The sequence below is a fragment of the Klebsiella sp. CSG-1 genome, from assembly GCF_056521145.1.
Map to the genome: position 1 here is coordinate 426,290 of NZ_JBWNLD010000003.1, position 26,878 is coordinate 453,167.

The window sequence follows — 26,878 nt, forward strand, 5'->3', positions numbered from 1 at the left end:
TGACAAATGAAAGGTATTGTTCTGGCCGGTGGCTCCGGTACGCGTTTGTACCCTATTACCCAGGGTGTCTCTAAACAGCTTCTGCCGATTTACGATAAGCCGATGATTTATTATCCGGTGTCTGTGCTGATGCTGGCAGGGATCCGCGACATTCTGATCATCACCACGCCGGAAGATATGCCTGCCTTCCAGCGTCTGCTGGGCGATGGTTCGCAGTTTGGGGTTAACTTCAGCTATGCTATTCAGCCGTCTCCGGATGGTCTGGCGCAGGCCTTTATTATCGGTGAGAAATTTATCGGTAATGATGCTTGTGCGTTAGTGCTGGGCGACAATATTTATTTCGGTCAGAGTTTTGGTAAAAAACTGGAAGCGGCAGCCAGCAAAACGTCGGGTGCTACTGTCTTTGGCTATCAGGTCCTCGATCCGGAGCGCTTTGGCGTGGTGGAATTTGATGAGGACTTCCGCGCCTTGTCGATTGAAGAAAAGCCGCTAAAACCAAAATCAGACTGGGCAGTCACCGGACTCTATTTCTACGACAACAATGTTGTGGAAATGGCGAAAGAGGTGAAGCCGTCTGAGCGTGGCGAGCTGGAAATCACCACCCTGAACCAGATGTATCTGGATCGTGGCGACCTGCAGGTTGAACTGCTGGGCCGTGGTTTTGCCTGGCTCGATACCGGTACTCATGACAGCCTGATTGAGGCTTCGCAATTCATTCACACTATTGAGAAGCGCCAGGGCATGAAAGTGGCCTGTCTGGAAGAGATTGCCTACCGCAATGACTGGCTGAGCGCCGAAGGGGTTGCGGCACAGGCAGAACGGTTGAAGAAAACCGAATATGGCGCTTATCTCAAACGCCTGCTTAACGAACGTTAATCGCCTGCCGATCTCATACAGGGTATTCAATAATGAAAATTTTACTGATTGGTAAAAATGGCCAGGTTGGCTGGGAGCTGCAGCGTTCGCTGTCGACGCTGGGTGAGGTGGTCGCCGTTGATTATTTCGATAAAGAATTATGCGGTGATTTAACGAATCTTGAAGGCATTGCGCAAACTGTTCGGCAGGTAAAGCCGGACGTCATTGTCAATGCGGCGGCCCACACCGCGGTAGATAAAGCTGAAAGCGAGCGTGAACTGTCTGACCTGCTGAACGACAAGGGCGTGGCGGTGCTGGCGGAAGAGTCGGCGAAGCTGGGCGCCCTGATGGTGCATTACTCCACCGATTATGTGTTCGACGGGGAGGGGAGTCACTATCGTCAGGAAGAGGAGGCCACCGGGCCGCTGAACGTCTATGGTGAGACCAAACGCGCCGGAGAAATTGCGCTGGAGCAGGCAAACCCCCGCCATCTGATTTTCCGCACCAGCTGGGTTTACGCGACCCGTGGGGCGAACTTTGCGAAAACCATGCTGCGTCTGGCGAGTGAAAAAGAGACGCTGTCGATCATTAATGACCAGCACGGCGCGCCGACCGGGGCTGAGCTGCTGGCGGACTGCACCGCCATCGCCATCCGTGAAGAGTTGCGTAATAAAGCGGTTGCCGGAACCTACCATCTGGTCGCCAGCGGCGAAACGAGCTGGTATGACTATGCCCGCTTTGTGTTTGATGTGGCGAGAGCGAACGGCGTGCAGCTGGCTATCAATGAGGTTAACGGGATCCCGACAACGGCCTATCCAACACCGGCAAAACGTCCGCTGAATTCCCGCCTGTCGAATGAGAAATTCCAGCGCGTATTTGGTGTCACGCTCCCGGACTGGCGTCAGGGTGTAGAGCGCGTGGTCGTTGAAGTTTCAGGCAAGTAAGGGCATACAAGGTGAATATTATTAAAACAGACATTCCTGACGTACTGATTTTCGAACCCCGTGTGTTCGGTGATGCGCGTGGTTTTTTCTTCGAAAGCTTCAGCAGCAAGGTGTTTGACGAGGCGGTCGGCCGTCATGTTGAGTTTGTGCAGGACAACCACTCGCAGTCGCAGAAGGGCGTGCTGCGCGGTCTGCACTACCAGCTGGATCCGCACTCGCAGGGCAAACTGGTGCGTTGTACGGAAGGGGAAGTGTTCGATGTGGCGGTGGATATCCGTCGTTCATCGCCAACCTTTGGCCAGTGGGTCGGGGTGGTGCTGAGTGCGGAAAACAAACGTCAGCTGTGGATCCCGGAAGGGTTTGCGCATGGATTTATGGCGCTGAGCGAGACGGTGCAGTTTGTCTATAAAGCGACTAACTACTACGCGCCACAGTCAGAGCGTAGCATTCTCTGGAATGACCCGGATATTGGTATTAATTGGCCTGAACTGGACGGCTGCACGCTTTCTTTGTCAGAGAAAGATATGCAGGCCCATACTCTGGCGACCGCTGAAGTATATAAATAAATATTCTATTGATGATTATTTGTGCTTCCTGAAAAAGCCCGATCAGGGCCTTTTTAAGAGCCCTATTTTGTGCCTTTCTTGACACTTATCTTCGCAAAGAGTACAACCGCCAGAAGTATTGATTACAGGGTGGCTACTATGCCTCCGTCCAGTCAACTGATTAAAGTGTGAACGAATGAAAATTACTATTTCCGGTACCGGTTATGTTGGTTTATCGAACGGCATCCTGATTGCGCAGAACCACGAAGTGGTTGCGCTGGATATCGTACAATCTAAAGTCGATATGCTTAACCAGAAGATGTCGCCGATTGTCGATAAAGAGATTCAGGAATATCTGGCCGAAAAACCGCTGAATTTTCGTGCGACAACTGACAAACAAGATGCATATCGCAATGCTGACTATGTCATTATCGCCACACCGACTGACTACGATCCAAAAACTAACTACTTCAATACCTCAACGGTTGAAGCCGTTATTCGTGATGTCACTGAGATTAACCCCAACGCCGTCATGATCATTAAATCGACCATTCCGGTCGGTTTCACCCGTGATATCAAAGAGCGTCTGGGCATCGACAATGTCATCTTCTCCCCGGAGTTTCTGCGCGAAGGTCGTGCGCTGTATGACAATCTGCATCCTTCTCGTATCGTCATCGGTGAACGTTCGGAGCGGGCAGAGCGTTTTGCCAGTCTGCTGAAAGAGGGGGCTATCAAGCAGGATATCCCGACGCTGTTTACCGACTCGACCGAAGCGGAGGCGATCAAGCTGTTTGCCAATACCTACCTTGCTCTGCGTGTCGCTTATTTTAATGAGCTGGATAGCTATGCAGAAAGCCAGGGTCTCAACAGCAAGCAGATTATTGAAGGCGTGTGCCTGGACCCGCGGATCGGCAATCACTATAACAACCCGTCATTCGGTTACGGTGGATACTGCCTGCCGAAAGATACTAAACAGCTGCTGGCGAACTACGAATCGGTGCCAAACAATATCATTGGCGCTATTGTGGATGCTAACCGTACCCGTAAAGACTTTATTGCTGACTCTATCCTTGCGCGTAAACCGAAAGTGGTTGGGGTTTATCGTCTGATCATGAAGAGCGGTTCAGATAACTTCCGCGCCTCTTCAATCCAAGGGATTATGAAGCGTATTAAAGCCAAAGGTATCCCGGTTATTATTTACGAACCGGTGATGCAAGAAGATGAATTCTTTAATTCCCGCGTCGTTCGCGATCTGGATGCCTTTAAGCAAGAAGCAGATGTCATCATTTCTAACCGTATGGCGGAAGAGCTGGCTGATGTTGCGGATAAGGTTTATACCCGCGATCTCTTTGGCAATGATTAGTCTTTTCTGATGCAGAGTTCCAGCGGTGCTGCCGCTGGTCTCATCTCTCCCTTGCCTCCGCTTTTACAAATTTTCCATAACGACGACCTCGGTAGTGTGATGCACTCTGTAATTTTACGCTAAATCCATTGCCCGGCTTACGGTGGTCGGATATGTTAAATCATACCTTGTGAAGAGCTACCGTCACTGAGATGTAGATGCCGGAGATAAGCGCCGGAAGGGAAAAGAAGCCTGCTATGCGGGCTTTTTTTGTTTTTGTACTCAGGGATTGGCCACTAAGCAAGCAGGAGTTCCGACCAAAGCGGATGCGCATCAACGATTCTGTAAAACGCAGGAACAAAAAAAACCGCAACCCTGCGATTGCGGTTCAGAAAGAATCAGGTAATCACTCAGGCGTTGTAATACGCCTTGTACCACTCCACAAAGTTCTTCACGCCATCCTTAACGGATGTCTGTGGTTTAAAGCCAACCAGATCATACAGTGGCTTGGTATCCGCGCTGGTTTCCAGGACATCGCCTGGCTGGATAGGCATCATATTTTTCTCCGCTTCCATCCCCAGCGCTTCTTCCAGAGCGGTGATGTAGTCCATTAACTCCACCGGCGAGCTGTTACCGATATTATAGATTCGATAAGGGGCTGAGCTGGTGGCCGGTGAGCCGTTTTCTACGGTCCATTCAGGATCTGCCTGCGGAATGACATCCTGCACGCGGACAATCGCTTCTACAATGTCATCAATGTAGGTGAAATCACGCTTCATCTTGCCGTAGTTGTAGACGTCGATGCTCTTACCTTCCAGCATGGCTTTGGTAAATTTGAACAGCGCCATATCCGGGCGTCCCCACGGACCATACACGGTGAAGAAACGTAAGCCGGTGGTAGGGATACCATAGAGATGAGAGTAGGTATGCGCCATCAGTTCATTGGCTTTTTTGGTTGCCGCATACAGTGACACCGGGTGATCGACCGAATCATCCGTGGAGAACGGCATCTTGCGATTCAGCCCATACACTGAACTGGAAGAGGCATACAGCAGGTGCTGTACCTTGGTATGCCGGCAACCTTCCAGAATGTTCAGATAACCAATCAGGTTGGCATCGGCATAGGCATGCGGATTTTCCAGCGAATAACGCACGCCAGCCTGCGCTGCCAGATGGATCACGCGATCAAACTTCTCAGTAGCAAAAATTTGGGCCATGCCTTCGCGATCGGCAAGATCGGTTTTGTAAAAACTGAACAGAGGGGACTGTAATAGATCCAGGCGAGACTGCTTGAGATTGACATCGTAGTAATCGTTCATGTTGTCGATGCCAACAACCTCATGACCCGCCTCCAGAAGGCGCTGACTTGCATGAAAGCCGATAAATCCTGCGGCTCCAGTGACTAAAAACTTCATATTCATCCTCCGGGATCGGTGTTCCCCGCTATATATATTTGTCGATTTTACACTGGCTTGCCTTCGGGATCATCTGCTTTACCGTTGCAGGATATAAGCAGGTACCGTGGGAAGTACAGGGTTGCACACTTCCCGGGTCTGAGTGAGTGCAGAAGATTTAGGGTGAGTTTGCAAATGATAATCATTATTACATGAAAAATAAGTTAGCGTTATAATCGTTCCTGCTGTTCTTTGATAGTTACCGCACTCTGTTCGCCTCGTAAGCAAAGCAGCGGAAGGCTGAGCCTGGTCAATATTGTTTCTTTTTATATATTTTCCGAACAATTCCTGAATAATCAGTCAGTATTACTATTGTAATGATAGTAATGAAAACTACTTTTTTTCTTTATTATCATGTTGTTAAGTTGTTCTGGCGCGGTGTTCGAATAATGTGCGATAGCTGTATGTTTTTTGGCTGAATGGATTGGTTATGCTTTTTCATTTTTATTCTTCCAGACCAGAGCTATAATGCGCGCGTAATTCACAACCTACGTATGTATTATTGATAATGCGCAACAAACGTACTCTGCGAAGTACGGAGTGGCCACTTTTGAAGAAAAGTCAAACTCACTTTTATGCAAAAGAGGTTGAGGAAGTACGTTACCCTGATAGTGCTACCGCTGCCTGCTCGCGAATTTGATACTCTGCCCGACTCATGTAGAGATGCGGAGCGCCTTGCTACATGGCTGCTGAAGCCTCACTGCTGAGAGTGGCGCTTTTTGTTGGTTTCAAGGGTGAAATGAGAAAGTCCTGATGGATAGGATGCCATAAACTGAGGAGAGTAGCGGTGCATTTGTTGCGGTGTAGCGATGGATGTGAGTCCGGAGAGGGGCGCTGAGTACAGATATCCGTTTGTTTTTAGCTTTTTTGCCGAACGCTGACTAGGCTGTTTGTGGCTTCATGAATGCTGCGCCGGTAATGCTTGTGGAGCTAACGACGAGCGAATCCTCTTCGTTACGGTAAGACCGGGTAAGACAGACACTTTAGAGAGGGGAGTCCGCATTTTGGTTGCGATAGCCAATGGCGGTAGCGTGTCTGAATTTTAGAATAAACTCATTGTTCGATTTAACATTTTATTTACAATCTTAAAGGATGGTTTATGTGTCTTCCACGAGAATCACATTTTCATTCAGCGGTTACTGAGGTTAGCGATCATCTCCGATTCCGGAGTGCTAATGCGCAGGAAAGATTGTTTACATATTGCTTGTGCAAAATAATGTTACAATTGGTCTTTGTTTATGGGAATAGCTGTTCGTCTCTCGAGCACAGCAGATCTTATCGATAATTCTGTTTGATACATATTACGTACGGAATTTTTTGTAGAATAATTTATGAGTATAAAAATGAAGTATAATATAGGGTATTTGTTTGATCTTCTTGTTGTTATAACAAACAAAGATTTAAAGGTACGTTATAAAAGCAGCGTATTTGGTTACTTATGGTCAATTGCGAATCCACTGCTTTTTGCAATGATATATTATTTCATTTTTAAACTCGTTATGCGAGTGCAGATCCCGAATTATACCCTTTTCTTGATTACCGGTTTATTTCCGTGGCAGTGGTTTGCCAGCTCGGCGACAAATTCCTTGTTTTCGTTTATAGCCAATGCGCAAATAATCAAAAAAACAGTTTTTCCGCGCTCAGTTATTCCATTGAGTAATGTCATGATGGAAGGGTTACATTTCTTGTGTACAATTCCTGTGATTATTGCATTCCTGTTCGTGTATGGTATGCGTCCATCTCTCTCATGGCTCTGGGGCGTACCAATTATTGCGCTTGGTCAGGTGATTTTTACATTTGGTATTTCAATCATATTTTCTACGCTCAATCTGTTCTTCAGGGATTTAGAGCGATTTGTCAGCCTTGGTATCATGCTCATGTTTTATTGCACGCCGATATTATATGCGTCAGATATGATTCCTGAAAAATTTAGCTGGATTATTACCTATAATCCTCTGGCAAGCATGATCCTCAGCTGGCGGCAGCTGTTCATGGATGGCGTCTTAAATTATGAATATATTTCAATCCTTTACATTACAGGTTTAGTCCTGACAATTGTGGGCCTGAGTATTTTTAATAAATTAAAATATCGATTTGCAGAGATTTTGTAATGGAACCAGTAATAAACTTTAGTCACGTTACGAAAGAGTATCCTCTTTACCACCATATTGGCTCAGGAATTAAGGATCTCGTATTTCACCCTAAAAGAGCTTTTCAGCTGTTAAAAGGGCGTAAATATCTTGCGATCGAAGACATTACCTTCACCGTGGGTAAAGGCGAGGCCGTAGCGCTGATTGGCCGTAACGGGGCCGGGAAAAGTACCTCCCTTGGGCTGGTGGCAGGCGTCATTAAGCCAACAAAAGGCACCGTTACAACCCAGGGGCGCGTTGCCTCAATGCTTGAGCTAGGCGGCGGTTTTCACCCTGAATTAACCGGGCGAGAAAATATTTATCTCAATGCGACCCTGCTTGGGCTACGCCGCAAAGAGGTTCAGCAACGGATGGATCGGATAATTGAGTTCTCCGAGCTGGGTGATTTCATTGACGAACCTATCCGCGTGTACTCAAGTGGTATGCTTGCGAAGCTTGGATTCTCTGTCATCAGCCAGGTAGAACCCGATATACTTATTATCGATGAGGTACTTGCTGTCGGTGACATTTCGTTCCAGGCCAAATGTATACAAACAATACGAGACTTCAAAAATAAGGGTGTAACGATATTATTCGTTAGCCACAATATGAGTGATGTTGAAAAAATCTGTGACAGAGTTGTTTGGATCGAAAACCATAAACTCCGCGAAATTGGCTCAGCAGAGAGAATCATTGAACTTTACAAGCAAGCAATGGCTTAATAATTGGTAATAAGATGAATAGTATCAAAATTTATACATGTCACCACAAACCCAGTGCTTTTCTAAATGCCTCTATTATTAAACCACTGCATGTCGGGAAGGCTAATACTTATAATGATATTGGCTGTGAAGGGGATGATAGCGGAGACAACATTTCCTTTAAAAACCCCTTTTATTGTGAGCTGACGGCCCACTACTGGGTGTGGAAGAATGAATCTCTGGCTGACTATGTGGGGTTCATGCATTACCGCAGACACTTGAACTTTGCAGAACAACAAAATCATCCTGAGGATAACTGGGGGGTGGTCAACTACCCGCTCATCAATGCCGAATACGAAAGCCAGTTTGGATTAAGTGATGAATCCATAAGCACCTGCGTCGATGGATATGATCTGCTGTTACCCAAAAAATGGTCGGTAACATCGGCAGGAAGTAAGAATAACCTTGATCATTATGCAAAAGGTGAGTTTTTACACATTAAAGACTATCAGTCTGCCCTGGATGTCGTTGAAGAGCTGTATCCACAATATAAAGCTGCGATTCAACAATTCAATAATGCAACTGATGGTTATTATACGAACATGTTTGTTATGCGCAAAGACATGTTCCTGGATTATTCTGAATGGCTTTTTGCTATTTTGTCTAATCTTGAAGATCGGATTTCGATGAATAACTACAACGCTCAAGAAAAACGAGTTATAGGGCACATCGCTGAGCGTTTATTCAATATCTATATCATCAAATGTCAACAAGATAAACAGCTAAAAATAAAAGAACTACAGCGCACGTTTGTTACTGCTGAAACATTTAATGGTAAATTAAAGCCCGTTTTTGACGAAAGCGTACCGGTTGTTATTAGTTTTGATAATAACTATGCATTAAGTGGCGGGGCATTAATCAATTCAATTGTTCGCCATTCTGATGCGAACAGAAACTATGATATCGTTGTTCTGGAAAATAAGGTCAGTCATTTAAATAAACAACGCCTTATCAAGCTAGTTGCTGGTCATAACAACATATCATTGCGCTTTTTTGATGTGAATTCATTCACTGAGATGAGTGATGTTCATACCCGTGCACATTTTAGTGCGTCGACCTATGCGCGCTTGTTCATCCCGCAACTTTTCCGCGAGTATAAAAAAGTTGTGTTTATCGATTCTGACACCGTGGTGAAGGCTGATTTGGCGACACTTCTGGATGTCGAGATCGGCACTAACCTGGTTGCCGCTGTTAAAGACATCGTCATGGAAGGGTTTGTGAAGTTTGGTACCATGTCAGAATCAGATGATGGCATTATGCCTGCAGAGCAATACCTGAAAAAGACATTAGGAATGACTAATCCTGACGAATATTTTCAGGCCGGGATTATTGTTTTTAATGTCGAACAAATGGTTACAGAGAATACCTTTTCTCAATTGATGTCAGCATTGAAAGCCAAAAAGTATTGGTTCTTAGATCAGGATATCATGAACAAAGTCTTCTTTGGCCGAGTCAAATTCTTACCATTAGAATGGAACGTGTACCATGGTAATGGTAATACCGATGATTTCTTCCCGAATCTTAAGTTTTCAACCTATATGCGCTTTTTACAAGCCAGAAGAAATCCAAAAATGATTCACTATGCGGGTGAAAACAAACCATGGAATACTGAGAAAGTCGATTTCTATGATGATTTTCTTGAGAATGTTTTAAATACGCCATGGGAAAAAGAAATCTACTATCGCCAGTTACCTGTGGCCACGGTAGTACCTAACCAACATACTGAACTGCAGCAAACCGTGTTACTGCAGACAAAGATTAAAAGAGCTTTAATGCCATATGTTAACAAATATGCTCCTGTCGGTTCGCCAAGAAGAAATAAGCTCACCAAATATTATTATAAAGTTCGCCGTTCGATTCTTGGCTAATACAACTGGAGATACATTATGAAGCGTAACAATATTCTCATCGTCGGCGCTGGTTTTTCAGGTGTGGTCATTGCCCGCCAGCTTGCTGAACAAGGTCACAAGGTTAAAATCATCGATCAGCGGGACCACATTGGAGGAAACTCTTATGACACTCGCGATCCTCAGACTGATGTCATGGTTCATGTCTATGGTCCGCATATTTTCCATACGGATAATGAAACCGTTTGGAAGTTTGTCAATCAGTATGCTGAGATGATGCCCTATGTGAATAGAGTAAAAGCGACTGTTAATGGTCAGGTTTTTTCACTGCCGATTAATTTGCATACTATTAACCAGTTTTTTGCTAAAACCTGTTCTCCTGATGAAGCTCGCGCGCTCATTAGCGAAAAAGGTGATAGCTCGATTCTGGAACCGACGACTTTTGAAGAGCAGGCCTTGCGCTTCATTGGTAAAGAATTATACGAAGCGTTCTTCAAAGGCTACACCATAAAACAGTGGGGGATGCAGCCTTCCGAGCTTCCGGCATCTATACTCAAACGTTTGCCTGTGCGTTTCAATTATGACGATAATTATTTCAATCATAAATTCCAGGGCATGCCGAAGTTAGGCTATACCCATATGATTGAAGCGATCGCCGATCATGAAAATATCACTCTGCAATTACAGCGTGAGTTTGCGGCTGAAAATCGCGAAAGTTATGATCATGTATTTTATAGCGGGCCGTTAGACGCCTTCTATTCATACCAGCATGGGCGTCTTGGCTACCGTACTCTGGACTTTGAGCGATTTACCTGGCAAGGTGATTACCAGGGCTGTGCGGTCATGAACTATTGCTCAGTTGATGTCCCGTATACGCGAATTACGGAACATAAATATTTTTCCCCGTGGGAAAGCCATGAAGGTTCCGTATGTTATAAGGAATATAGTCGCGCTTGCGGTGAAGATGATATTCCTTACTATCCAATCCGCCAGATGGGTGAGATGGCTCTGCTGGATAAATATTTATCACTGGCGGAGAATGAGAAAAATATTACTTTCGTTGGACGCCTGGGGACTTATCGCTACCTTGATATGGATGTAACGATTGCAGAAGCATTGAAAACGGCCGATAAATATCTGTCCTCATTGTCCAACGACGAAGCGATGCCTGTATTTGTGGCCGACGTACGATGAAACATACTGCATTAATAGTCACTTTTAACCGTCTTGAAAAGCTAAAAAAGACGGTTGCTGAAACTGTTAAGCTGCACTTTACCTCTATCGTTATTGTCAACAACGGGTCCACGGATGGGACCTCTGATTGGCTTCAGACAATCACTGATCCCCGTGTAATTGTCTTGAATCTGGCCTGTAATAACGGTGGCGCCGGAGGGTTTAAGGCCGGTAGTCAATACATATGCAGTTCTGTTGATAGCGATTGGGTCTTCTTTTATGACGATGATGCTTATCCGCAAAGTGATATTCTTGATAAGTTCTCAACGATAAATAAAGAAGGTTGTCGTGTTTTTACGGCTTTAGTTAAAGATTTGCAGGGCCGGACATGCGCGATGAATGTTCCATTTGCAAAAGTCCCGACCTCGTTTAGTGATACTTTGCAATATATCAAACATCCCCAACGATATGTACCAGATAATAAGGAAATGCTGGTGCAAACAGTTTCATTTGTTGGCATGATCATTAAGCGTGAAGTCTTGAATGAGCACCTTCATCATATTTATGATGAACTTTTCCTTTATTTTGATGACCTCTATTTTGGTTATCAATTAACTCTAAGTGGTGAGAAAATTATCTATAATCCGGAACTTGTTTTTACTCATGATGTGAGTATCCAGGGAAAGGTCATATCGCCAGAGTGGAAGGTTTACTATCTTTGTCGAAACTTAATTTTGGCTAAGAGAATATTTACGGAAGTGGCAGTTTTTAGTAGTTCATCAATCCTTTTGCGCCTATGCAAGTATATCTCCATATTCCCTGTACAGCGCCGGAAATGGGTGTATCTAAAGTTTTTATGCCGTGGGATTGTACATGGTGTAAAAGGAATTAGCGGTAAGTTTCACTAAGTGGACATAGCAATGAAAAAACTGTGTTATTTCATAAATTCGGATTGGTATTTTGATTTGCATTGGACCGATCGTGCAATTGCCGCCCGAGATGCCGGTTATGAGATTCACATTATTAGCCATTTTGTCGATGATAAAATAGCGATAAAATTCAAGACACTAGGTTTTATTTGTCATAATATTCCTCTTGTCGCTCAATCGTTCAACGTTTTGATTTTCTTTCGGGCCTTTTTTAAGGCTCGGAAAATTATTCAAAGCATTAATCCTGATTTATTACACTGCATTACCATCAAACCGTGTTTGATCGGCGGATTTCTGGCTAAAAGTACCCATCGTCCTGTTATTCTGAGTTTTGTCGGTTTAGGCCGAGTATTTTCGGCAGAGTCTGGCTGTCTTAAGCTGCTGCGTAGTTTTACTGTTATGGCATATAAGTATATCGCCAGTAACAAATGCAGCTTGTTTATGTTCGAACATGATAAAGACAGAGCCAAACTCGCCGATCTGGTTGGTATCGATTACAAACAGACTATTGTTATTGATGGTGCGGGTATTAATCCAGAGATTTACAAATATTCTCTGGAGCAGCAACGTGATGTCCCGGTCGTCCTTTTTGCCAGCCGTATGCTGTGGAGTAAAGGACTTGGTGATCTGATTGAAGCCAAAAAAATACTGAGTAATAAAAATATTCACTTTACGCTGAATGTTGCCGGTATCTTAGTTGAGAATGATAAAGACGCGATTCCGCTAGCGACGATACAGAAGTGGCAAAGCGAAGGCGTGATAAACTGGCTCGGTCATTGCTCTAATGTATTTGATTTAATTGAAGAATCAAATATCGTTGCTTTGCCGTCGGTCTACGCCGAAGGCGTACCACGTATCTTGCTGGAAGCTTCCTCGGTCGGGCGTGCTTGTATCGCTTATGATGTTGGTGGCTGTGATAGCTTAATTATCAACAACGATAATGGGTTAATTGTAAAAAGTAAATCTGTCGAGGAATTAGCGGAGAAACTCGGTTTCCTGTTAGATAATCCTGAAACGCGAGTCGCAATGGGTATCAATGGCAGAAAGCGTATTCAAGATAAATTCTCGAGCGTGATGATCATTAATAAAACATTAAAAACATATCGCGATGTTGTTGAAGAGTAATTTTTGATGAAGCTGAGTCGCTTTCATCTTACCTATCCTTAATGAACTGGAAACCTACAAATTAAACGCTACCAATAAATAAATATAATTGCGTTTAGAAGCTAAGCGTCAAGGTGATTACATGTCTGAAAAAAAGAGTATTGCTGTTTCTGTTATTATCCCTGTGCACAATGCTGCTGGATATATTTCCGATACATTAAGCACCGTTTTGTCGCAAACATTAAATGATATCGAAATCATTATTATCAATGATTGTTCTGACGATAATACCTTAGAGATTGTCTCTGCGCTGGCTGAAACTGATTCACGGATTAGAGTTATTAACAACACGACAAATCTTGGTGGTGGAGGATCGAGAAACGTTGGGTTGGATGCTGCTATCGGTGAGTACGTTATTTTTCTCGATGACGACGATTACGCTGATAACATGATGTTGGAGCGCATGTACGCGCAGGCCAGCGATACACAAGCGGATGTCGTTATTTGTCGCAGCCAGTCTTTTGATCCCTCCTTACAAGTTTATGCTCCGATGCCGTGGTCAGTTCGCCAGGAGCTGCTACCTGATCTTATGGTTTTTTCCTCCCAGGATATTCCCTCTGACTTTTTCCGCGCCTTTGTCTGGTGGCCATGGGACAAGCTTCTCAGGCGTCAATTTATTGCTACTCATCAGCTTCGTTTTCAGGAAATCAGGACAACAAACGATCTTTTCTTCGTCTGTGCCTTCATGCTGATGGCGAACAGAATCTCGGTCTTAAATGAAACGTTAATTTCTCATACCATCAATCGTAGTGAATCCTTATCCGCCACGAGAGCAGAATCGCACCGCTGTGCTGTTGAAGCATTAGTGGCTCTTAAAGCATTTATCTGTCAGCAGGGGATGATGGATCAACGTCTCAGAGATTACAAAAACTATGTTGTCGTTTTCCTTGAGTGGCATTTAAACACGATATCTGGTCCGGCATTTCATCCGTTTTATCAGCAAGTGAAAGAGTTTATTGTTGCGTTAGATGCAAAGAATGATGATTTTTATGATGAATTTATCGCCGCCGCGCATCATAGAATCACTACGCTGTCAGCTGAAGAGTACCTATTCTCCCTTAAAGATCGTGTTCTGAAGGAGCTTGAGTTTTTCCAGGCAAAGAGCTCCGCATTACAGCAAGAAGTTGAGACGCTGACTGACTCATTCGCTGAGCAAAAGGATGAAAATGCGATATTGCATAATCAATTGCATGAGATTGAAGAGCGGGTTACTGAACAGGAAAAGAATATTCGTCAGTTAACTGACAAAAATAATAATATGCATCATGAAATAACTATCAAACAGCAAGAATTCAATGAAATTTATCAGCATCACAAAAATTTAATCTCTTCTTTATCCTGGAAGTTGACTAAGCCACTACGAGTGGTAAGACGTTTTTTTAAATAATTTCAAAAAGAAGTTAAGCAAGTTTCACTTCTTTGTTAGTGTTCTTGTTATTTTCAATAAAAATTTTTCGTTAAATAAAAGAGCTCCTGGTCATATGATTTGCGAGTCTCTATTCCTGTTAGATTAATAATTTATTAGTTAGAGAGTAATAGGTTTTTGTCGAGTTTTACTGGGGGCAGTAATATCTCGATGTGTGTACTTGTGTTTTTTTGTGACTTCCTGCCTTTTGAATTTTTTCTATCGGGCAGTGATCACCTTTTAATATTGATAGCTATTCTTTTTATTACTAATAAATTCTTTCTTCTAAAAGAATGTAGTTTTACTCATTGGAATATGGGGTGTAGATTGTCTGTTAACAGATTTGATGCCATTGATGGCACTCGTGGGATATTGGCGGGTATGGTCATGCTCAGCCATATGTTTGGCAGCTTTATGGGTTGGCCGCAAGTCAGACCATTTAGCGGTGCCTATCTGTGCGTGGTATATTTTTTCATCATGAGTGGCTTTGTTCTAACCTATGCCCACGCCTCAGGAAACTTTTTCAAATACGTTCTTACACGTTTTGCCAGATTATGGCCGCTTCATTTTCTGTCAACGATACTGATGGTAGCCATTTATTACTACAATGCACACCATGGCGGCTATGTTTCCAGTCCGGATGTTTTTTCTATTAGCGTGATATTAAAAAATATATTATTTCTTCATGGTCTTTACTGGCATGACTTCAAGTTAGTCAATGAGCCATCATGGAGTATCAGTATTGAGTTTTGGGTGTCACTTTTAATTCCTCTAATCTTTACGCGATTAGGAAATATGACTCGTGCGGTAGTTGCAGGTTTATTATTTATTTTTCTGTGGCATAAACATCCATCAGGGATACCGCCATCAATGCTAACAGCAATGCTGTCAATGCTGATTGGTTCATTGTTTTTTTCTTTATCACAGACAGAGTACTTTAAGTGTCTGATGAAAGAAAAGTTCATGGCTTTCTTTATTACCGCAGCGGCTATCGTATCGATCGTTGGCGTATATGCAATGAACCATAGTCGACTGGACTATTTTTTATTTGTTGCGTTTATCCCGATGCTATTCATCGATCATCTTCCGGATAATCAATTGATAAAGAGAATTTTCACCTCTAATTTATTCTTGTTTCTCGGTTATATTAGCTTCCCTTTGTATTTATTGCATGAACTGGTTATCGTATCCGGATTCATTTTTGACTCTGAGAATGCCTGGGTATCAATATCAATAGCGGCATTTGCATCAATATTCATTGCCTATATTTATACGCGATTTATCGATTATCCTCTCTATCGGGCGTTAAAGCGTCAGATTGCCAAAATAAGTTAATTATAGTTTGGGTTTTATTGAACGGTATTTAACTGGTTAGTGCACTGCAGCCGGAGTAGCGTTGCGACGGCTAAAAGGGGAGGGGCCTACCCTCCCTTCATCGATTTATTTATGCCTGCTACGCAGGTTCTCGACCACCGCCGTCAAATCCAGCCCCTGATCCTGCAGCAGTACCAGCAGGTGATACATCAGATCCGACGCTTCGTTCTTCAGCTCAAACTGGTCGTGTACCGTTGCCGCCAGCGCGGTTTCCACGCCTTCTTCCCCGACCTTTTGCGCAATACGCTTGGTACCGCTGGCGTACAGCTTCGCGGTATATGAGCTTTCCGGATCCGCATGCTTACGCTCGGCCAGCAGTTGTTCCAGCTGATACAGGAACAGCCACTGGTGGCCGGCGTCACCGAAGCAGCTGGAAGTGCCTTTATGGCAGGTCGGGCCGATTGGGTTAACCAGCACCAGCAGGGTATCGTTATCGCAATCCGGAGTAATACTCACCACGTTGAGAAAGTTGCCGGAGGTTTCCCCTTTGGTCCACAGACGCTGTTTGGTCCGTGAATAAAAGGTCACTTTACCGCTCTCTTCGGTCTTCGCCAGCGCATCCTGATTCATGTAGCCCAGCATCAGGACTTCGCCGGAGATGGCGTGCTGTACGATGGCCGGCATCATGCCGTCGGTTTTTTCCCAGTCCAGCTGTTCAGTTAACATACCCTAATCTCCACGCCCTGTGCTGCCAGGTACGTTTTTAGTTCACCAATATTAATAATCTGCTTGTGGAACACCGACGCCGCCAGCGCGCCGTCGACGTTGGCGTCGCGGAAGGCTTCAAGGAAGTGCTCCATGGTGCCGGCGCCGCCGGAAGCGATAAGCGGCACGTGGCAGACGGCGCGGACTTTACGCAACTGTTCAAGATCGTAGCCGTTACGCACGCCATCCTGATTCATCATGTTCAGCACGATCTCGCCGGCGCCACGTTTCTGCACTTCCTGCACCCAGTCGAGAGTCTCCCACTGAGTCACTCGCGTGCGGCTCTCATCGCCGGTGTACTGGTTAACGTGATATTTACCGCTCTCGGCATCAAACCAGGTGTCGATGCCCACCACAATACACTGCACGCCAAAACGATCGGCCAGACGGGTAATCAGCGTCGGATCGGCCAGCGCCGGGGAGTTAATCGAAATCTTGTCGGCGCCGAAGGAGAGAATCTGCGCCGCATCGTCGAGGGATTTAATTCCGCCTGCGACACAGAAAGGAATATCGATCACTTCCGCTACCCGCGACACCCAGCTTTTATCGACGACGCGGCCGTCGCTGGAGGCGGTGATATCGTAGAACACCAGCTCATCAGCGCCTTCGTCGGCATAGCGTTTCGCCAGCGGGACGATATCGCCGATAATTTCGTGATTACGGAACTGCACGCCTTTCACTACCTGGCCGTCGCGAACGTCGAGGCAGGGGATTATCCGTTTTGCCAGCATTGAATAGCCTCCGTTACGTTAAATTTACCTTCCAGCAGCGCGCGACCGACAATCACGCCGCGCACACCGGTTCCACGCAGCGCGGCAATATCATTAAGATCGCCGATACCGCCAGAAGACTGAAAGGCCACCTGCGGATAGCGGGCGCACACTTCTTCATACAGCGCGACGTTGGACCCCGCCAGAGTGCCATCGCGAGAGATATCGGTGCACAGGACGTGCTGCAGGCCGACGGATTGATAGCTCTCCACCAGCTCTTCCAGCGTCACGCCGGAGTTTTCCTGCCAGCCGCTGACTGCCACCTGCTTGTTGCCTTGCGCGTCGATACGCACGTCCAGCGCCAGCACCAGATGCTGCGGGCCAAAACGCGTAAACCAGCCTTTTACCACTTCCGGCGATTTCACCGCCGTTGAACCCACCACCACGCGCGCCACGCCTGCGGCAAGCAGGGCTGCCACATCTTCTTCCGTCCGCACGCCGCCGCCAACCTGCACCGGCACGTTCACTCCGGCAACCAGCGTTTTCAGCAGCGGGATCTGGCGCTTCGCCGGGTCTTTCGCGCCGGTCAGGTCGACCAGGTGCAGCACTTCGGCCCCTTGCGCGGCGTAGGACTGCAGGCGCGGCAGCGGATCGTTGCCGTAGTCGCGCTGCTGGCCGTAATCGCCCTGATGGAGACGGACAACCGTGCCGTCAATTAAATCTAAAGCAGGAATGATCATCACATCTCCAGGAAGTTTTTCAGCAGCTGCGCGCCGGCGCTGCCCGAGCGTTCCGGGTGAAACTGGACGCCAAAAAAGTTATCTTTCTGTACCGCCGCGGTGAACGGCTCGCCGTAATGACACTGGGCGATGGTGTAAGGATTCACCGGCATGGCATAGCTGTGAACGAAATAAAAATACGCGCCGTCATCGATACCGCGGAACAGACGGTTCCCGGCTTTCGGGTAGACCCGGTTCCAGCCCATATGCGGCAGCGGCAGCCCGTGATCGGTCATTTTCGGCACGTCTTCTTCGATAATGCCCAGCAAATCCACGCCGTTGCTCTCTTCGCTGCGCCGCCCCAGCAGCTGCATGCCGAGGCAGATGCCGAGCACCGGCTGGGTGCAGGCTTTCACCAGCTCAATCAGCTCGCGTTCGCGAATCTGATCCATGGCCGCCTGCGCGGTACCGACGCCGGGTAAAAACAGTTTATCGGCGCGCAGCACCACATCCGGATCGCGGCTGACCGCCGGCTGGTAGCCGTGGCGGCCGATTGCCGACTTTACCGAATTGAGGTTGGCACAGCCGGTGTCGAGGATCACCACGTTCATCACAGGACTCCTTTCGACGAGGGGAGCGTATCGCCCTGCACGCGGATGGCCTGACGCAGCGTACGGCCAAAGGCCTTAAACAGGCTTTCGACGCGATGATGGTCATTCTTGCCCTTCGTTTTCAGGTGCAGCGTGACCGCCATGGTGTAGGAGAGCGAACGGAAGAAGTGCTCCACCATCTCGGTGCTCAGATCGCCGACGCGCTGATAGGCGAAGTCGGCTTTATATTCCAGGTGCGGGCGACCGGAAATATCCAGCGCGCAGCGGGCCAGACATTCGTCCATCGGCAGCACAAACCCAAAACGGTTGATCCCGCGCTTATCGCCCAGCGCCAGCCTTAATGCCTCGCCCAGCGCCAGACCGGTATCTTCCACGGTGTGGTGATCGTCGATATAGAGGTCGCCGCCGACGTTAATCTCCAGACGGAAACCGCCGTGGGTGGCGATTTGATCGAGCATATGATCGAAGAAGCCGACGCCGGTGTGGATTTTGCTGCCGCCTTCGCGATCCAGCCAGACTTTGACATCCACCTGGGTCTCTTTGGTGTTGCGCTCAACGTGGGCATAGCGGTCGCGGCGAGTCAGCTGTTCGCAGATAGTCGGCCAGTTCAGCGTCTCGCGGTCATAGCGCAGGCCTGTAATGCCCATGTTATCCGCCAGCTCGATGTCGGTGGCGCGATCGCCGATAACGTAGCTGTGGGCTTTATCCATGACGCCCTCTTCCAGCCACGGCAGCACCAGCTGGGTTTTAGGCTTGCGGCATTCGCAGTTGTCGGCCGGCAGATGCGGACAAATCAGCACCTCGTCGAAACTGACGCCCTGGGAAGAGAACACCTGCATCATCAGATTGTGCGGGCCGTCAAACTCCGCCTGCGGCAGACTGTCGGTCCCCAGACCGTCCTGATTGGTGATCATCACCAGCTTGTAACCTTCCTGCTGCAGTTTCAGCAGGGCCGGGATCACCTGCGGCTCAAAGGCCAGCTTTTCAAAGCGGTCTACCTGAAAATCAACCGGTGGCTCGGAAATCAGCGTACCGTCACGGTCAATAAAGAGAAACTTCTGGGTCATACATTCTCCGCAGTCAAAGCGTCAATCACGCGCTGGCTCTCTGCACGGGTACCGATAGTGATACGCAAACAGCCGCTTAATGAGGGTTGTTTATTCTGGTCTCGTAAGATAATGCCCTGATCCCACAAAGATTTAAACACTGCGCTGGACGCTTTAAAGCGCACGAGGACATAGTTAGTCTCGGAGTCAAAGACCTGTTCAACGCACGGGATACCGCGCAGCTGGCCGATCAGATACTCACGCTCGTCGAGAATCTGCGCCACGCGCGCGCGCATCGCGGCGATACCCTGCTCGTTGAGCGCCTGGGCGGCAATGTCGGCCACCGGCGTTGACAGCGGGTAGGGGGCGATGACTTTCATTAACAGACTAATCACCTCGGCATTCGCCAGGGTAAACCCACAGCGCAGTCCGGCGAGGGCAAAGGCTTTTGACAGCGTGCGCAGGACCACCAGGTGCGGATAGTCGCTCAGCCAGCCGGCCAGCGTCGCCTGCGGACAGAACTCGATATAGGCTTCATCGGCCACCACAATCGCTTTCCCGCGGGTCATCTCCAGCAGCGTGCGCATATCGTTGGGGTTAATAATCTGTCCGGTCGGGTTATTCGGGCTGCAGACAAACACCACCTTCACGCCGTCGAGATTCGCGGCGATGCCCGGCAGATCGAGCTGCCAGTCGCTCAGGCTCGGTACCGTCCGGCAGGCCACGCCGATAGTTTCAGCGCTGACGCTGTACATGCCGTAGGTTGGCGGACAATAGAGCACCGCATCTTGTCCCGGTTCGCAGAAGGCGCGGATCAGCAGCTCGATACCTTCATCGGCGCCGCGGCTGACCAGAACCTGCTCCGGCTTAACGCCGGCATAGCGGGCATAATTCTCAATCACCGCTTTCGGCTGACATTCCGGGTAGCGGTTCAGCGTCTGCTGGGTCAGCTGAAATTCGACGGCGGTCGGGAACTCATTGGCGTTCAGCCAGACATCGCCTTTGCCGCCCAGACGACGAGCAGACTGATAAGGCGTCAGATCGCGCACGTTAGCGCGGGCTAAATCTTCGATGCTCATGCTTGCTCCTTAAGGGCTGCAACGCGCAGCGTAACGGCATTTTTGTGGGCGGTCAGGCGCTCTGCGGCGGCGAGGATCTCAATGGTCGAGGCGAGGGCGGCAAAGCCTTCGCGCGACAGCTCCTGCACGGTCATGCGTTTCTGGAAGTCCGCCAGTCCCAGACTTGAGCAGGTGGCGGTATAGCCATAGGTCGGCAGCACGTGGTTGGTGCCGGAGGCATAATCACCGGCGGATTCCGGCGACCAGTCGCCGAGGAACACCGAACCGGCGCTGGTAATGCTGTCAACCAGTTCACGGGCGTTACGGGTCTGGATAATCAGGTGTTCCGGACCGTACTGGTTGGAGATTTCTACGCACTGGGCGAGATCGCGGGCCACGATAATACGGCTGGCCGAGAGCGCTTCCCGGGCGGTCTCAGCGCGCGGCAGCTCCGCCAGCTGGCGCTCAACGGCGCGGGCGACCTGTTGTCCCATCGCCGCATCCGGAGTCAGCAGGATCACCTGAGAATCCGGGCCGTGTTCCGCCTGCGACAGCAGGTCGGAGGCGACAAAGTCCGGCGTCGCGCCGCTGTCGGCAATCACCAGCACTTCTGACGGTCCTGCCGGCATATCGATCGCCGCGCCGTCCAGACGCTGGCTGACCTGGCGCTTGGCTTCGGTGACGAAGGCGTTGCCCGGGCCAAAAATTTTATCGACTTTGGCCACCGACTCGGTGCTGAAAGCCAGCGCGGCAATCGCCTGAGCGCCGCCGACGTTGAAGATGGTGCGCACGCCGCAAAGCTGGGCCGCGTAAAGAATCTCATCGGCAATCGGCGGCGGGGAGCACAGAACGACCTGTTGGCATCCCGCGATGCGCGCCGGCGTCGCCAGCATCAGTACCGTCGAGAACAGCGGCGCAGAACCGCCGGGAATATAGAGGCCGACGGAGGCGATAGGACGGGTCACCTGCTGGCAACGTACGCCCGGCAGCGTCTCCACGTCCACGCCCGGCAGTTTTTGCGCGTTGTGGAAGGTCTCGATATTGCTGACTGCGACCGCCATGGCTTGTTTCAGCTCATCGCTGAGGCGAGCGCCGGCAGCGGCAATTTCTTCTTCGCTGACTTGCAGCGTTTTGACGTCGGTTTTATCAAACTTTGCGCTGTATTCGCGCAGCGCCGCGTCGCCATTGGTTTTGACGTTATCAAGAATGTCCGCCACCGTACGGGTGATGCTGTCGGAGGCAGAAATCGCCGGGCGCATTAAGAGTTGTTGCTGTTGTTCTGCGCTGCAGCTGTTCCAGTCGATGATGGTATTGAAGCTCATGGTCGTTTCCCCTGTCTAATCTCTGAGACAGGCCCGTCGGGCCTGTTCCCCGTGGATTACTCCATCATTTTCTCGATGGGCAGTACCAGAATGGAGCTGGCACCCAGCGCTTTCAGTTTTTCCATGGTTTCCCAGAACAGGGTTTCGCTGCTGACCATATGCATGGCAACACGCTGTTTGTCACCTGCCAGCGGCAGAATAGTCGGGCGTTCAGCGCCTGGCAGCAGGGCCACCACTTCCTCCAGACGTTCGGTCGGGGCGTGCATCATGATGTATTTGGATTCGCGCGCCTGAATCACCCCCTGAATACGGGTCAGCAGACGGTCGATGAGCTGCTGTTTGGCATCGGCCATTTCGCCATCGCGCTGGATCAGACAGGCTTTAGAGCGGAACATCACTTCCACTTCGCGCAGACCGTTGGCTTCCAGGGTGGCGCCGGTGGAGACCAGGTCGCAAATCGCGTCGGCCAGGCCAGCGCGCGGGGCGACTTCAACGGAACCGTTCAGCAGACAGGATTTAAAGGAGATGCCTTTCTGATCGAGGTAGCGCTTGAGCAGGTGCGGATAGGAGGTGGCAATACGTTTGCCGTCCAGCGACGACGGGCCTTCCCAGCGTTCATCCGCCGGAGTGGCCAGCGACAGGCGGCAGCCGCCAAAATCAAGGCGACGCAGAGTGAAATAGCGCGGGTCCTCACCCTGAGCGCGACGGCTCAGCAACTCTTCTTCCAGCACGTTCTCGCCAATGATGCCGAGATCCACCACGCCGTCCATAATCAGCCCCGGGATATCGTCATCGCGGACACGCAGAATGTCGATCGGCATATTTTCCGCCAGCGCAATCAGACGCTGGGTGTGCAAATTCACTTTAATGCCACAACGGCTTAGTAATTCGCGTGAATCTTCGCTCAGGCGGCCTGATTTTTGAATAGCTATGCGTAAACGGCTGTTGTCTAACATTCTTATTTCCTCTTAATTCCTGTCTGAATCTGTCCGAATTTGGTTCAAAAAAAAGCCCCCGGAAGTAAATCTTCCGGGGGCTCTATTCGCGCTCATGCACCTCTGGAAGATCTAAACGTCTTCCAGCACACATCGCCTGAAAGACTAGTCAGGATGATGGTGATGATGATGGTGTTTAAATTGAACGCTGTTCATAAAATTCTCTTTGAATGACTATGCATTTGATGCCTTTTAACCTAAACCACTTCAAGCGCAGAAAGCAAGGGCTTTTTACCATCATTAATTCATTTCATCTTTACTGAAGAAATTGTCAGTTGCCGCTGGCTGGCGTAGCCTTAAGTCAGCACAGCGAAAGAGTCAGGAGCCAGGTATGAAAAAGGTCGCAATTGTCGGTTTAGGATGGCTGGGCATGCCGCTCGCTTTGTCATTGAGCGCGCGGGGATGGCAGGTTACCGGCAGCAAAACCACCCAGGACGGCGTGGAGGCGGCGAGGATGTGCGGTATCGACAGCTATCCGTTACGCCTGGAGCCGCAGCTGGTCTGCGATGCCGAAGATCTGGATGCATTGATGAACGTGGATGCGCTGGTGATTACGCTGCCGGCACGCCGCAGCGGGCCTGGGGAGGATTTTTATCTGCAGGCGGTACAGGAGCTCGTCGATACGGCGCTGGCTTACCATATCCCGCGGATCGTCTTCACCAGTTCCACTTCCGTATACGGCAATGCCAGCGGGACGTTAAAAGAAAATTCGCCGCGCGATCCGCAAACCGCCAGCGGCAGGGTGCTGAAGGAGCTGGAGGACTGGCTGCACAACCTTCCGGGTACCTCGGTGGATATTTTGCGTCTGGCCGGACTGGTGGGGCCCTCTCGTCATCCCGGGCGTTTCTTTGCCGGGAAGTCCGCGCCGGACGGTCAGCACGGCGTGAACCTGGTACACCTGCAGGATGTCATTTCAGCAATCGAGCTGCTGCTGCAGGCTCCGAAGGGCGGACACATCTATAATATATGTGCGCCCAAACATCCGGCGCGCGGCGTGTTCTATCCGCAAATGGCCCGTGAACTTGGCTTACCGGCCCCGGTGTTTGCCGATAGCCCAAACGGCGGCGCCGGAAAAATTATTGATGGTAACCGTATCTGCTATGAACTGGGGTTTGACTATCAGTACCCCGATCCGCTGGTGATGCCGATGGAGTAATCCGCCAGCGGGGAATCGCGAACCTGAGGGGGCGGCGATGAAACCACTGCTGGATGTGCTCGTCATTCTGGATGCGCTGGAAAAAGAGGGGAGCTTTGCCGCTGCGTCGGCAAAGCTGTACAAAACGCCTTCTGCGCTGAGCTATACCATTCATAAGCTGGAAAGCGATCTCAATATTCAGCTGCTTGACCGCAGCGGCCATCGGGCGCGCTTTACCCCCACCGGACAGATGCTGCTGGAAAAGGGGCGCGAAGTTCTGCATACCGTTCGCGAGCTGGAAAAACAGGCGATTAAACTGCATCAGGGCTGGGAAAATGCGCTGGTGCTGGCGGTGGATAACACTTTTCCCTTCTTTTTACTGGCGCCTCTGGTCAGCCGGTTCTATCAGCAGCATACCGCTGCCCGACTGCGTTTTGTCCGCGATACGCCGGCCAGTGGCTGGAATGCGCTGGTGGAAGGCCGGGCAGATATTGTCATTGGGGTATTAAGCGATCCGCCGGCGCGGGTCGGCTATGGCTTTAGCCAGCTAGGTGAGCTGGCGCACATCTTCGTTATCGCGCCGCAGCATCCGCTGGCAAAAATGGATGCGCCGCTAAGCTGGCGGGCGATGAAACACTATCGGGCTATCGTGAGCGGCGGGGAGTGGCCGTCGGTTGACGATCAGGAAAGCCTGGTGACGTACGATTTTACCGGCCAGCTGATGTTGATTAGCGCGGGGCTGGGATGGGGGTATGTGCCAAGGTATCTGGTGCAGGCTCAGCTGGAAAGCGGTGAGCTGATAGAGAAAGAGGTGGCCGCTCATTTACCCGCGCATCGGGCATGGCTGGGCTGGAATGAAGACGCCGCCGGACTCTCTTGCGCATGGTGGCGCAGCGAGATTTTAGCAAATAATGCTATCCATACGATCTATGATATTAAAATTGTATAAATATTAATCTGTTAAGTAATTGTGGCGACGATTTGGCGCTCCAACATCTTGTCATTTGGCCAGTAAGTGTTGCAAAATACGCGGCCTGAAAAAATAGAAACTAGCCGACGCTTTTTTAAAGTGTCGGTTATTTTTTTGCTTTAAAGACACATCATTCAATACCAAGAGGCCGGGCTTCGTACCGGATAGATATTTACTAAAAACCGACAGTCGTTGTCGCTGAGGAATACACTAAAATGGGGCAATTTTTTGCTTACGCGCTGGCCTTCGCCGTAAAAGGGGATAACCACCATGTCGCATAACGCTACTCCAAAAACCTCTCGCGTGGAATTACGTAAAACGCTTACGTTGATTCCGGTTGTAATGATGGGCCTGGCCTATATGCAGCCGATGACGCTGTTCGATACGTTTGGTATCGTCTCTGGTTTGACCGACGGTCACGTCGCGACGGCTTACGCCTTCGCACTGATCGCCATTCTCTTTACGGCACTGAGCTACGGTAAACTGGTTCGTCGTTTCCCGTCAGCGGGTTCCGCTTACACCTACGCTCAGAAATCCATCAGCCCGGCCGTGGGCTTTATGGTGGGCTGGTCATCGCTGCTGGACTATCTGTTCATGCCGATGATCAATATTCTGCTGGCCAAAATTTACTTTGAAGCGCTGGTGCCTTCAATTCCTTCGTGGATCTTCGTTGTCGCGCTGGTGGCCTTTATGACCATCTCTAACCTGCGCAGCATCAAGACCGTAGCGAACTTCAACACCCTGATCGTTATCCTGCAGATGGGGATCGTGGCGGTGATTGTTGGCCTGATTATCTACGGCGTGATGCACGGCGAAGGCGCAGGCACACTGACCAGCACTCGTCCGTTCTGGTCTGAAGGGGCGCACGTGGTGCCGATGATTACCGGTGCGACCATTCTGTGCTTCTCGTTCCTCGGCTTTGATGGCATCTCTTCGCTGTCTGAAGAGACCAAAGACGCTGAGCGCGTGATTCCGAAGGCTATCTTCCTGACTGCGCTGATTGGCGGCCTGATTTTCATCGGTGCCTCTTACTTCCTGCAGCTCTATTTCCCGGATATCTCGCGCTTTAAAGATCCGGACGCATCACAGCCTGAAATTATGCTGTACGTCGCGGGTAAAACCTTCCAGTGGGGCGTGCTGATCTTCTCCAGCGTGACCGTGCTGGCTTCCGGTATGGCCGCGCATGCAGGCGTTTCTCGTCTGATGTACGTCATGGGCCGCGACGGCGTGTTCCCGACCCGTTTCTTCGGCTACGTCCACCCGAAATGGCGTACTCCGGCGTGGAACGTGCTGCTGGTTGGCGCGATTGCTCTGCTGGCGATTAAATTCGACCTGGTGACGGCGACGGCGCTGATTAACTTCGGGGCGCTGGTGGCATTTACCTTCGTTAACCTGTCGGTGATCTCCCAGTTCTGGATCCGTGAAAAGCGTAACAAGACGCTGAAAGACCACTTTAACTACCTGTTCCTGCCGGTGTGCGGCGCCCTGACCGTGGGTGCGCTGTGGATTAACCTGGAAGAGAGCTCAATGATTCTGGGCCTGATCTGGGGCGGTATTGGTCTGGTGTACCTGGCCTGCGTGACCAAAAGCTTCCGCAACCCGGTACCGCAGTACGAAGACGTGGCGTAAGCATCGCCCGTAGTGATTCAAAAAGCCGGAGGGAAACCTCCGGCTTTTTTGTTTCC

The 26,878-nt window shown here is 49.4% G+C and carries 26 protein-coding genes and 1 other annotated feature; of the genes, 16 read left to right on the forward strand and 10 right to left on the reverse strand.

Annotated features, from left to right (window positions below; translation table 11 throughout):
* The first annotated feature begins 6 nt into the window (after positions 1-6).
* From rfbA to ugd, 4 genes are all read left to right on the forward strand, one after another.
* Positions 7-876, forward strand: a complete 870-nt coding sequence (gene rfbA, locus AC007G_RS09985) for a glucose-1-phosphate thymidylyltransferase RfbA (RefSeq protein WP_016161475.1) — start codon at positions 7-9, stop codon at positions 874-876.
* Positions 876-1,799 (forward strand): dTDP-4-dehydrorhamnose reductase, encoded by a 924-nt coding sequence (gene rfbD / locus AC007G_RS09990; RefSeq protein ID WP_256991517.1) that lies wholly within the window; start codon positions 876-878, stop codon positions 1,797-1,799. The genes rfbA and rfbD overlap by 1 nt, the downstream gene beginning before the upstream one ends.
* An 11-nt stretch (positions 1,800-1,810) precedes the next feature.
* On the forward strand, positions 1,811-2,365 hold the full coding sequence (rfbC, locus tag AC007G_RS09995) for a dTDP-4-dehydrorhamnose 3,5-epimerase (RefSeq protein WP_094897989.1): 555 nt from the start codon (positions 1,811-1,813) through the stop codon (positions 2,363-2,365).
* Positions 2,366-2,540: 175 nt separating this feature from the next.
* Complete coding sequence (ugd, locus tag AC007G_RS10000; RefSeq protein WP_044350299.1) at positions 2,541-3,707, forward strand: UDP-glucose 6-dehydrogenase; 1,167 nt, start codon at positions 2,541-2,543, stop codon at positions 3,705-3,707.
* Between the two features lie 389 nt (positions 3,708-4,096).
* Here ugd and AC007G_RS10005 read toward each other — a convergent pair whose 3' ends face one another.
* Positions 4,097-5,101 carry an NAD-dependent epimerase gene (locus AC007G_RS10005; protein ID WP_448195968.1) on the reverse strand — a complete coding sequence of 335 codons (1,005 nt, stop codon included), beginning with the start codon at positions 5,099-5,101 and terminating at the stop codon, positions 4,097-4,099.
* 1,382 nt (positions 5,102-6,483) lie between these two features.
* Here AC007G_RS10005 and AC007G_RS10010 point away from each other — a divergent pair.
* The 8 genes from AC007G_RS10010 (at position 6,484) to AC007G_RS10045 (ending at position 15,883) form a co-directional block, all read left to right on the forward strand.
* Positions 6,484-7,251, forward strand: a complete 768-nt coding sequence (locus AC007G_RS10010) for an ABC transporter permease (RefSeq protein ID WP_015583927.1) — start codon at positions 6,484-6,486, stop codon at positions 7,249-7,251.
* On the forward strand, positions 7,251-7,991 hold the full coding sequence (rfbB, locus tag AC007G_RS10015) for an O-antigen export ABC transporter ATP-binding protein RfbB (RefSeq protein ID WP_000433876.1): 741 nt from the start codon (positions 7,251-7,253) through the stop codon (positions 7,989-7,991). Before AC007G_RS10010 ends, rfbB begins: the two co-directional genes overlap by 1 nt.
* A 14-nt stretch (positions 7,992-8,005) precedes the next feature.
* Positions 8,006-9,898, forward strand: a complete 1,893-nt coding sequence (locus AC007G_RS10020; RefSeq protein ID WP_251927565.1) for a DUF4422 domain-containing protein — start codon at positions 8,006-8,008, stop codon at positions 9,896-9,898.
* Positions 9,899-9,916: 18 nt separating this feature from the next.
* On the forward strand, positions 9,917-11,071 hold the full coding sequence (gene glf, locus AC007G_RS10025; protein WP_251927566.1) for a UDP-galactopyranose mutase: 1,155 nt from the start codon (positions 9,917-9,919) through the stop codon (positions 11,069-11,071).
* Positions 11,068-11,958, forward strand: a complete 891-nt coding sequence (locus AC007G_RS10030) for a glycosyltransferase (protein WP_032699197.1) — start codon at positions 11,068-11,070, stop codon at positions 11,956-11,958. Before glf ends, AC007G_RS10030 begins: the two co-directional genes overlap by 4 nt.
* Positions 11,959-13,104: a glycosyltransferase family 4 protein gene (locus tag AC007G_RS10035; protein ID WP_162180079.1), complete on the forward strand. Its 1,146-nt coding sequence runs from the start codon at positions 11,959-11,961 to the stop codon at positions 13,102-13,104.
* Positions 13,105-13,225: 121 nt separating this feature from the next.
* Positions 13,226-14,530, forward strand: a complete 1,305-nt coding sequence (locus AC007G_RS10040) for a glycosyltransferase family 2 protein (RefSeq protein WP_064356875.1) — start codon at positions 13,226-13,228, stop codon at positions 14,528-14,530.
* Between the two features lie 345 nt (positions 14,531-14,875).
* Positions 14,876-15,883, forward strand: coding sequence for an acyltransferase family protein (locus AC007G_RS10045; RefSeq protein WP_064356876.1), 1,008 nt, complete (start codon positions 14,876-14,878; stop codon positions 15,881-15,883).
* 105 nt (positions 15,884-15,988) lie between these two features.
* On the opposite strand, the gene hisIE is transcribed toward AC007G_RS10045, so the two are convergent.
* The 9 genes from hisIE to hisL form a co-directional block, all read right to left on the reverse strand.
* Positions 15,989-16,588: a bifunctional phosphoribosyl-AMP cyclohydrolase/phosphoribosyl-ATP diphosphatase HisIE gene (hisIE, locus tag AC007G_RS10050; RefSeq protein ID WP_004864532.1), complete on the reverse strand. Its 600-nt coding sequence runs from the start codon at positions 16,586-16,588 to the stop codon at positions 15,989-15,991.
* The gene (gene hisF, locus AC007G_RS10055) at positions 16,582-17,358 is read right to left on the reverse strand and encodes an imidazole glycerol phosphate synthase subunit HisF (protein ID WP_004864530.1); all 777 of its coding nucleotides are present in this window, start codon (positions 17,356-17,358) and stop codon (positions 16,582-16,584) included. The genes hisIE and hisF overlap by 7 nt, the downstream gene beginning before the upstream one ends.
* Entirely contained in the window at positions 17,340-18,077 is a 738-nt protein-coding gene (gene hisA / locus AC007G_RS10060; protein WP_032686799.1) for a 1-(5-phosphoribosyl)-5-[(5-phosphoribosylamino)methylideneamino]imidazole-4-carboxamide isomerase, read from the reverse strand. Before hisA ends, hisF begins: the two co-directional genes overlap by 19 nt.
* The gene (hisH, locus tag AC007G_RS10065; RefSeq protein WP_032686800.1) at positions 18,077-18,667 is read right to left on the reverse strand and encodes an imidazole glycerol phosphate synthase subunit HisH; all 591 of its coding nucleotides are present in this window, start codon (positions 18,665-18,667) and stop codon (positions 18,077-18,079) included. Before hisH ends, hisA begins: the two co-directional genes overlap by 1 nt.
* Entirely contained in the window at positions 18,667-19,734 is a 1,068-nt protein-coding gene (gene hisB, locus AC007G_RS10070) for a bifunctional histidinol-phosphatase/imidazoleglycerol-phosphate dehydratase HisB (protein ID WP_004864524.1), read from the reverse strand. Before hisB ends, hisH begins: the two co-directional genes overlap by 1 nt.
* Positions 19,731-20,792 carry a histidinol-phosphate transaminase gene (gene hisC / locus AC007G_RS10075; protein ID WP_142630827.1) on the reverse strand — a complete coding sequence of 354 codons (1,062 nt, stop codon included), beginning with the start codon at positions 20,790-20,792 and terminating at the stop codon, positions 19,731-19,733. The genes hisB and hisC overlap by 4 nt, the downstream gene beginning before the upstream one ends.
* Complete coding sequence (hisD, locus tag AC007G_RS10080) at positions 20,789-22,093, reverse strand: histidinol dehydrogenase (protein ID WP_142630826.1); 1,305 nt, start codon at positions 22,091-22,093, stop codon at positions 20,789-20,791. Before hisD ends, hisC begins: the two co-directional genes overlap by 4 nt.
* Before the next feature lie 56 nt (positions 22,094-22,149).
* Positions 22,150-23,049, reverse strand: a complete 900-nt coding sequence (hisG, locus tag AC007G_RS10085) for an ATP phosphoribosyltransferase (RefSeq protein ID WP_004864517.1) — start codon at positions 23,047-23,049, stop codon at positions 22,150-22,152.
* Between the two features lie 46 nt (positions 23,050-23,095).
* Positions 23,096-23,218, reverse strand: a sequence feature (His leader region).
* The gene (hisL, locus tag AC007G_RS10090; RefSeq protein ID WP_099130698.1) at positions 23,194-23,244 is read right to left on the reverse strand and encodes a his operon leader peptide; all 51 of its coding nucleotides are present in this window, start codon (positions 23,242-23,244) and stop codon (positions 23,194-23,196) included. It overlaps the preceding feature by 25 nt.
* A gap of 175 nt (positions 23,245-23,419) precedes the next feature.
* Between hisL and AC007G_RS10095 the strand changes: the two genes are divergently transcribed.
* The 4 genes from AC007G_RS10095 to AC007G_RS10110 all read left to right on the forward strand — a co-directional run bounded on the left by AC007G_RS10095 (position 23,420) and on the right by AC007G_RS10110 (position 26,822).
* On the forward strand, positions 23,420-24,244 hold the full coding sequence (locus AC007G_RS10095; RefSeq protein WP_004864515.1) for an SDR family oxidoreductase: 825 nt from the start codon (positions 23,420-23,422) through the stop codon (positions 24,242-24,244).
* 37 nt (positions 24,245-24,281) lie between these two features.
* On the forward strand, positions 24,282-25,172 hold the full coding sequence (locus AC007G_RS10100) for a LysR substrate-binding domain-containing protein (protein WP_142630825.1): 891 nt from the start codon (positions 24,282-24,284) through the stop codon (positions 25,170-25,172).
* 236 nt (positions 25,173-25,408) lie between these two features.
* Positions 25,409-25,474, forward strand: a complete 66-nt coding sequence (gene yoeI, locus AC007G_RS10105; RefSeq protein WP_099002043.1) for a membrane protein YoeI — start codon at positions 25,409-25,411, stop codon at positions 25,472-25,474.
* Positions 25,464-26,822 (forward strand): APC family permease, encoded by a 1,359-nt coding sequence (locus tag AC007G_RS10110; protein ID WP_032686803.1) that lies wholly within the window; start codon positions 25,464-25,466, stop codon positions 26,820-26,822. The genes yoeI and AC007G_RS10110 overlap by 11 nt, the downstream gene beginning before the upstream one ends.
* The last annotated feature ends 56 nt before the right edge of the window (positions 26,823-26,878 follow it).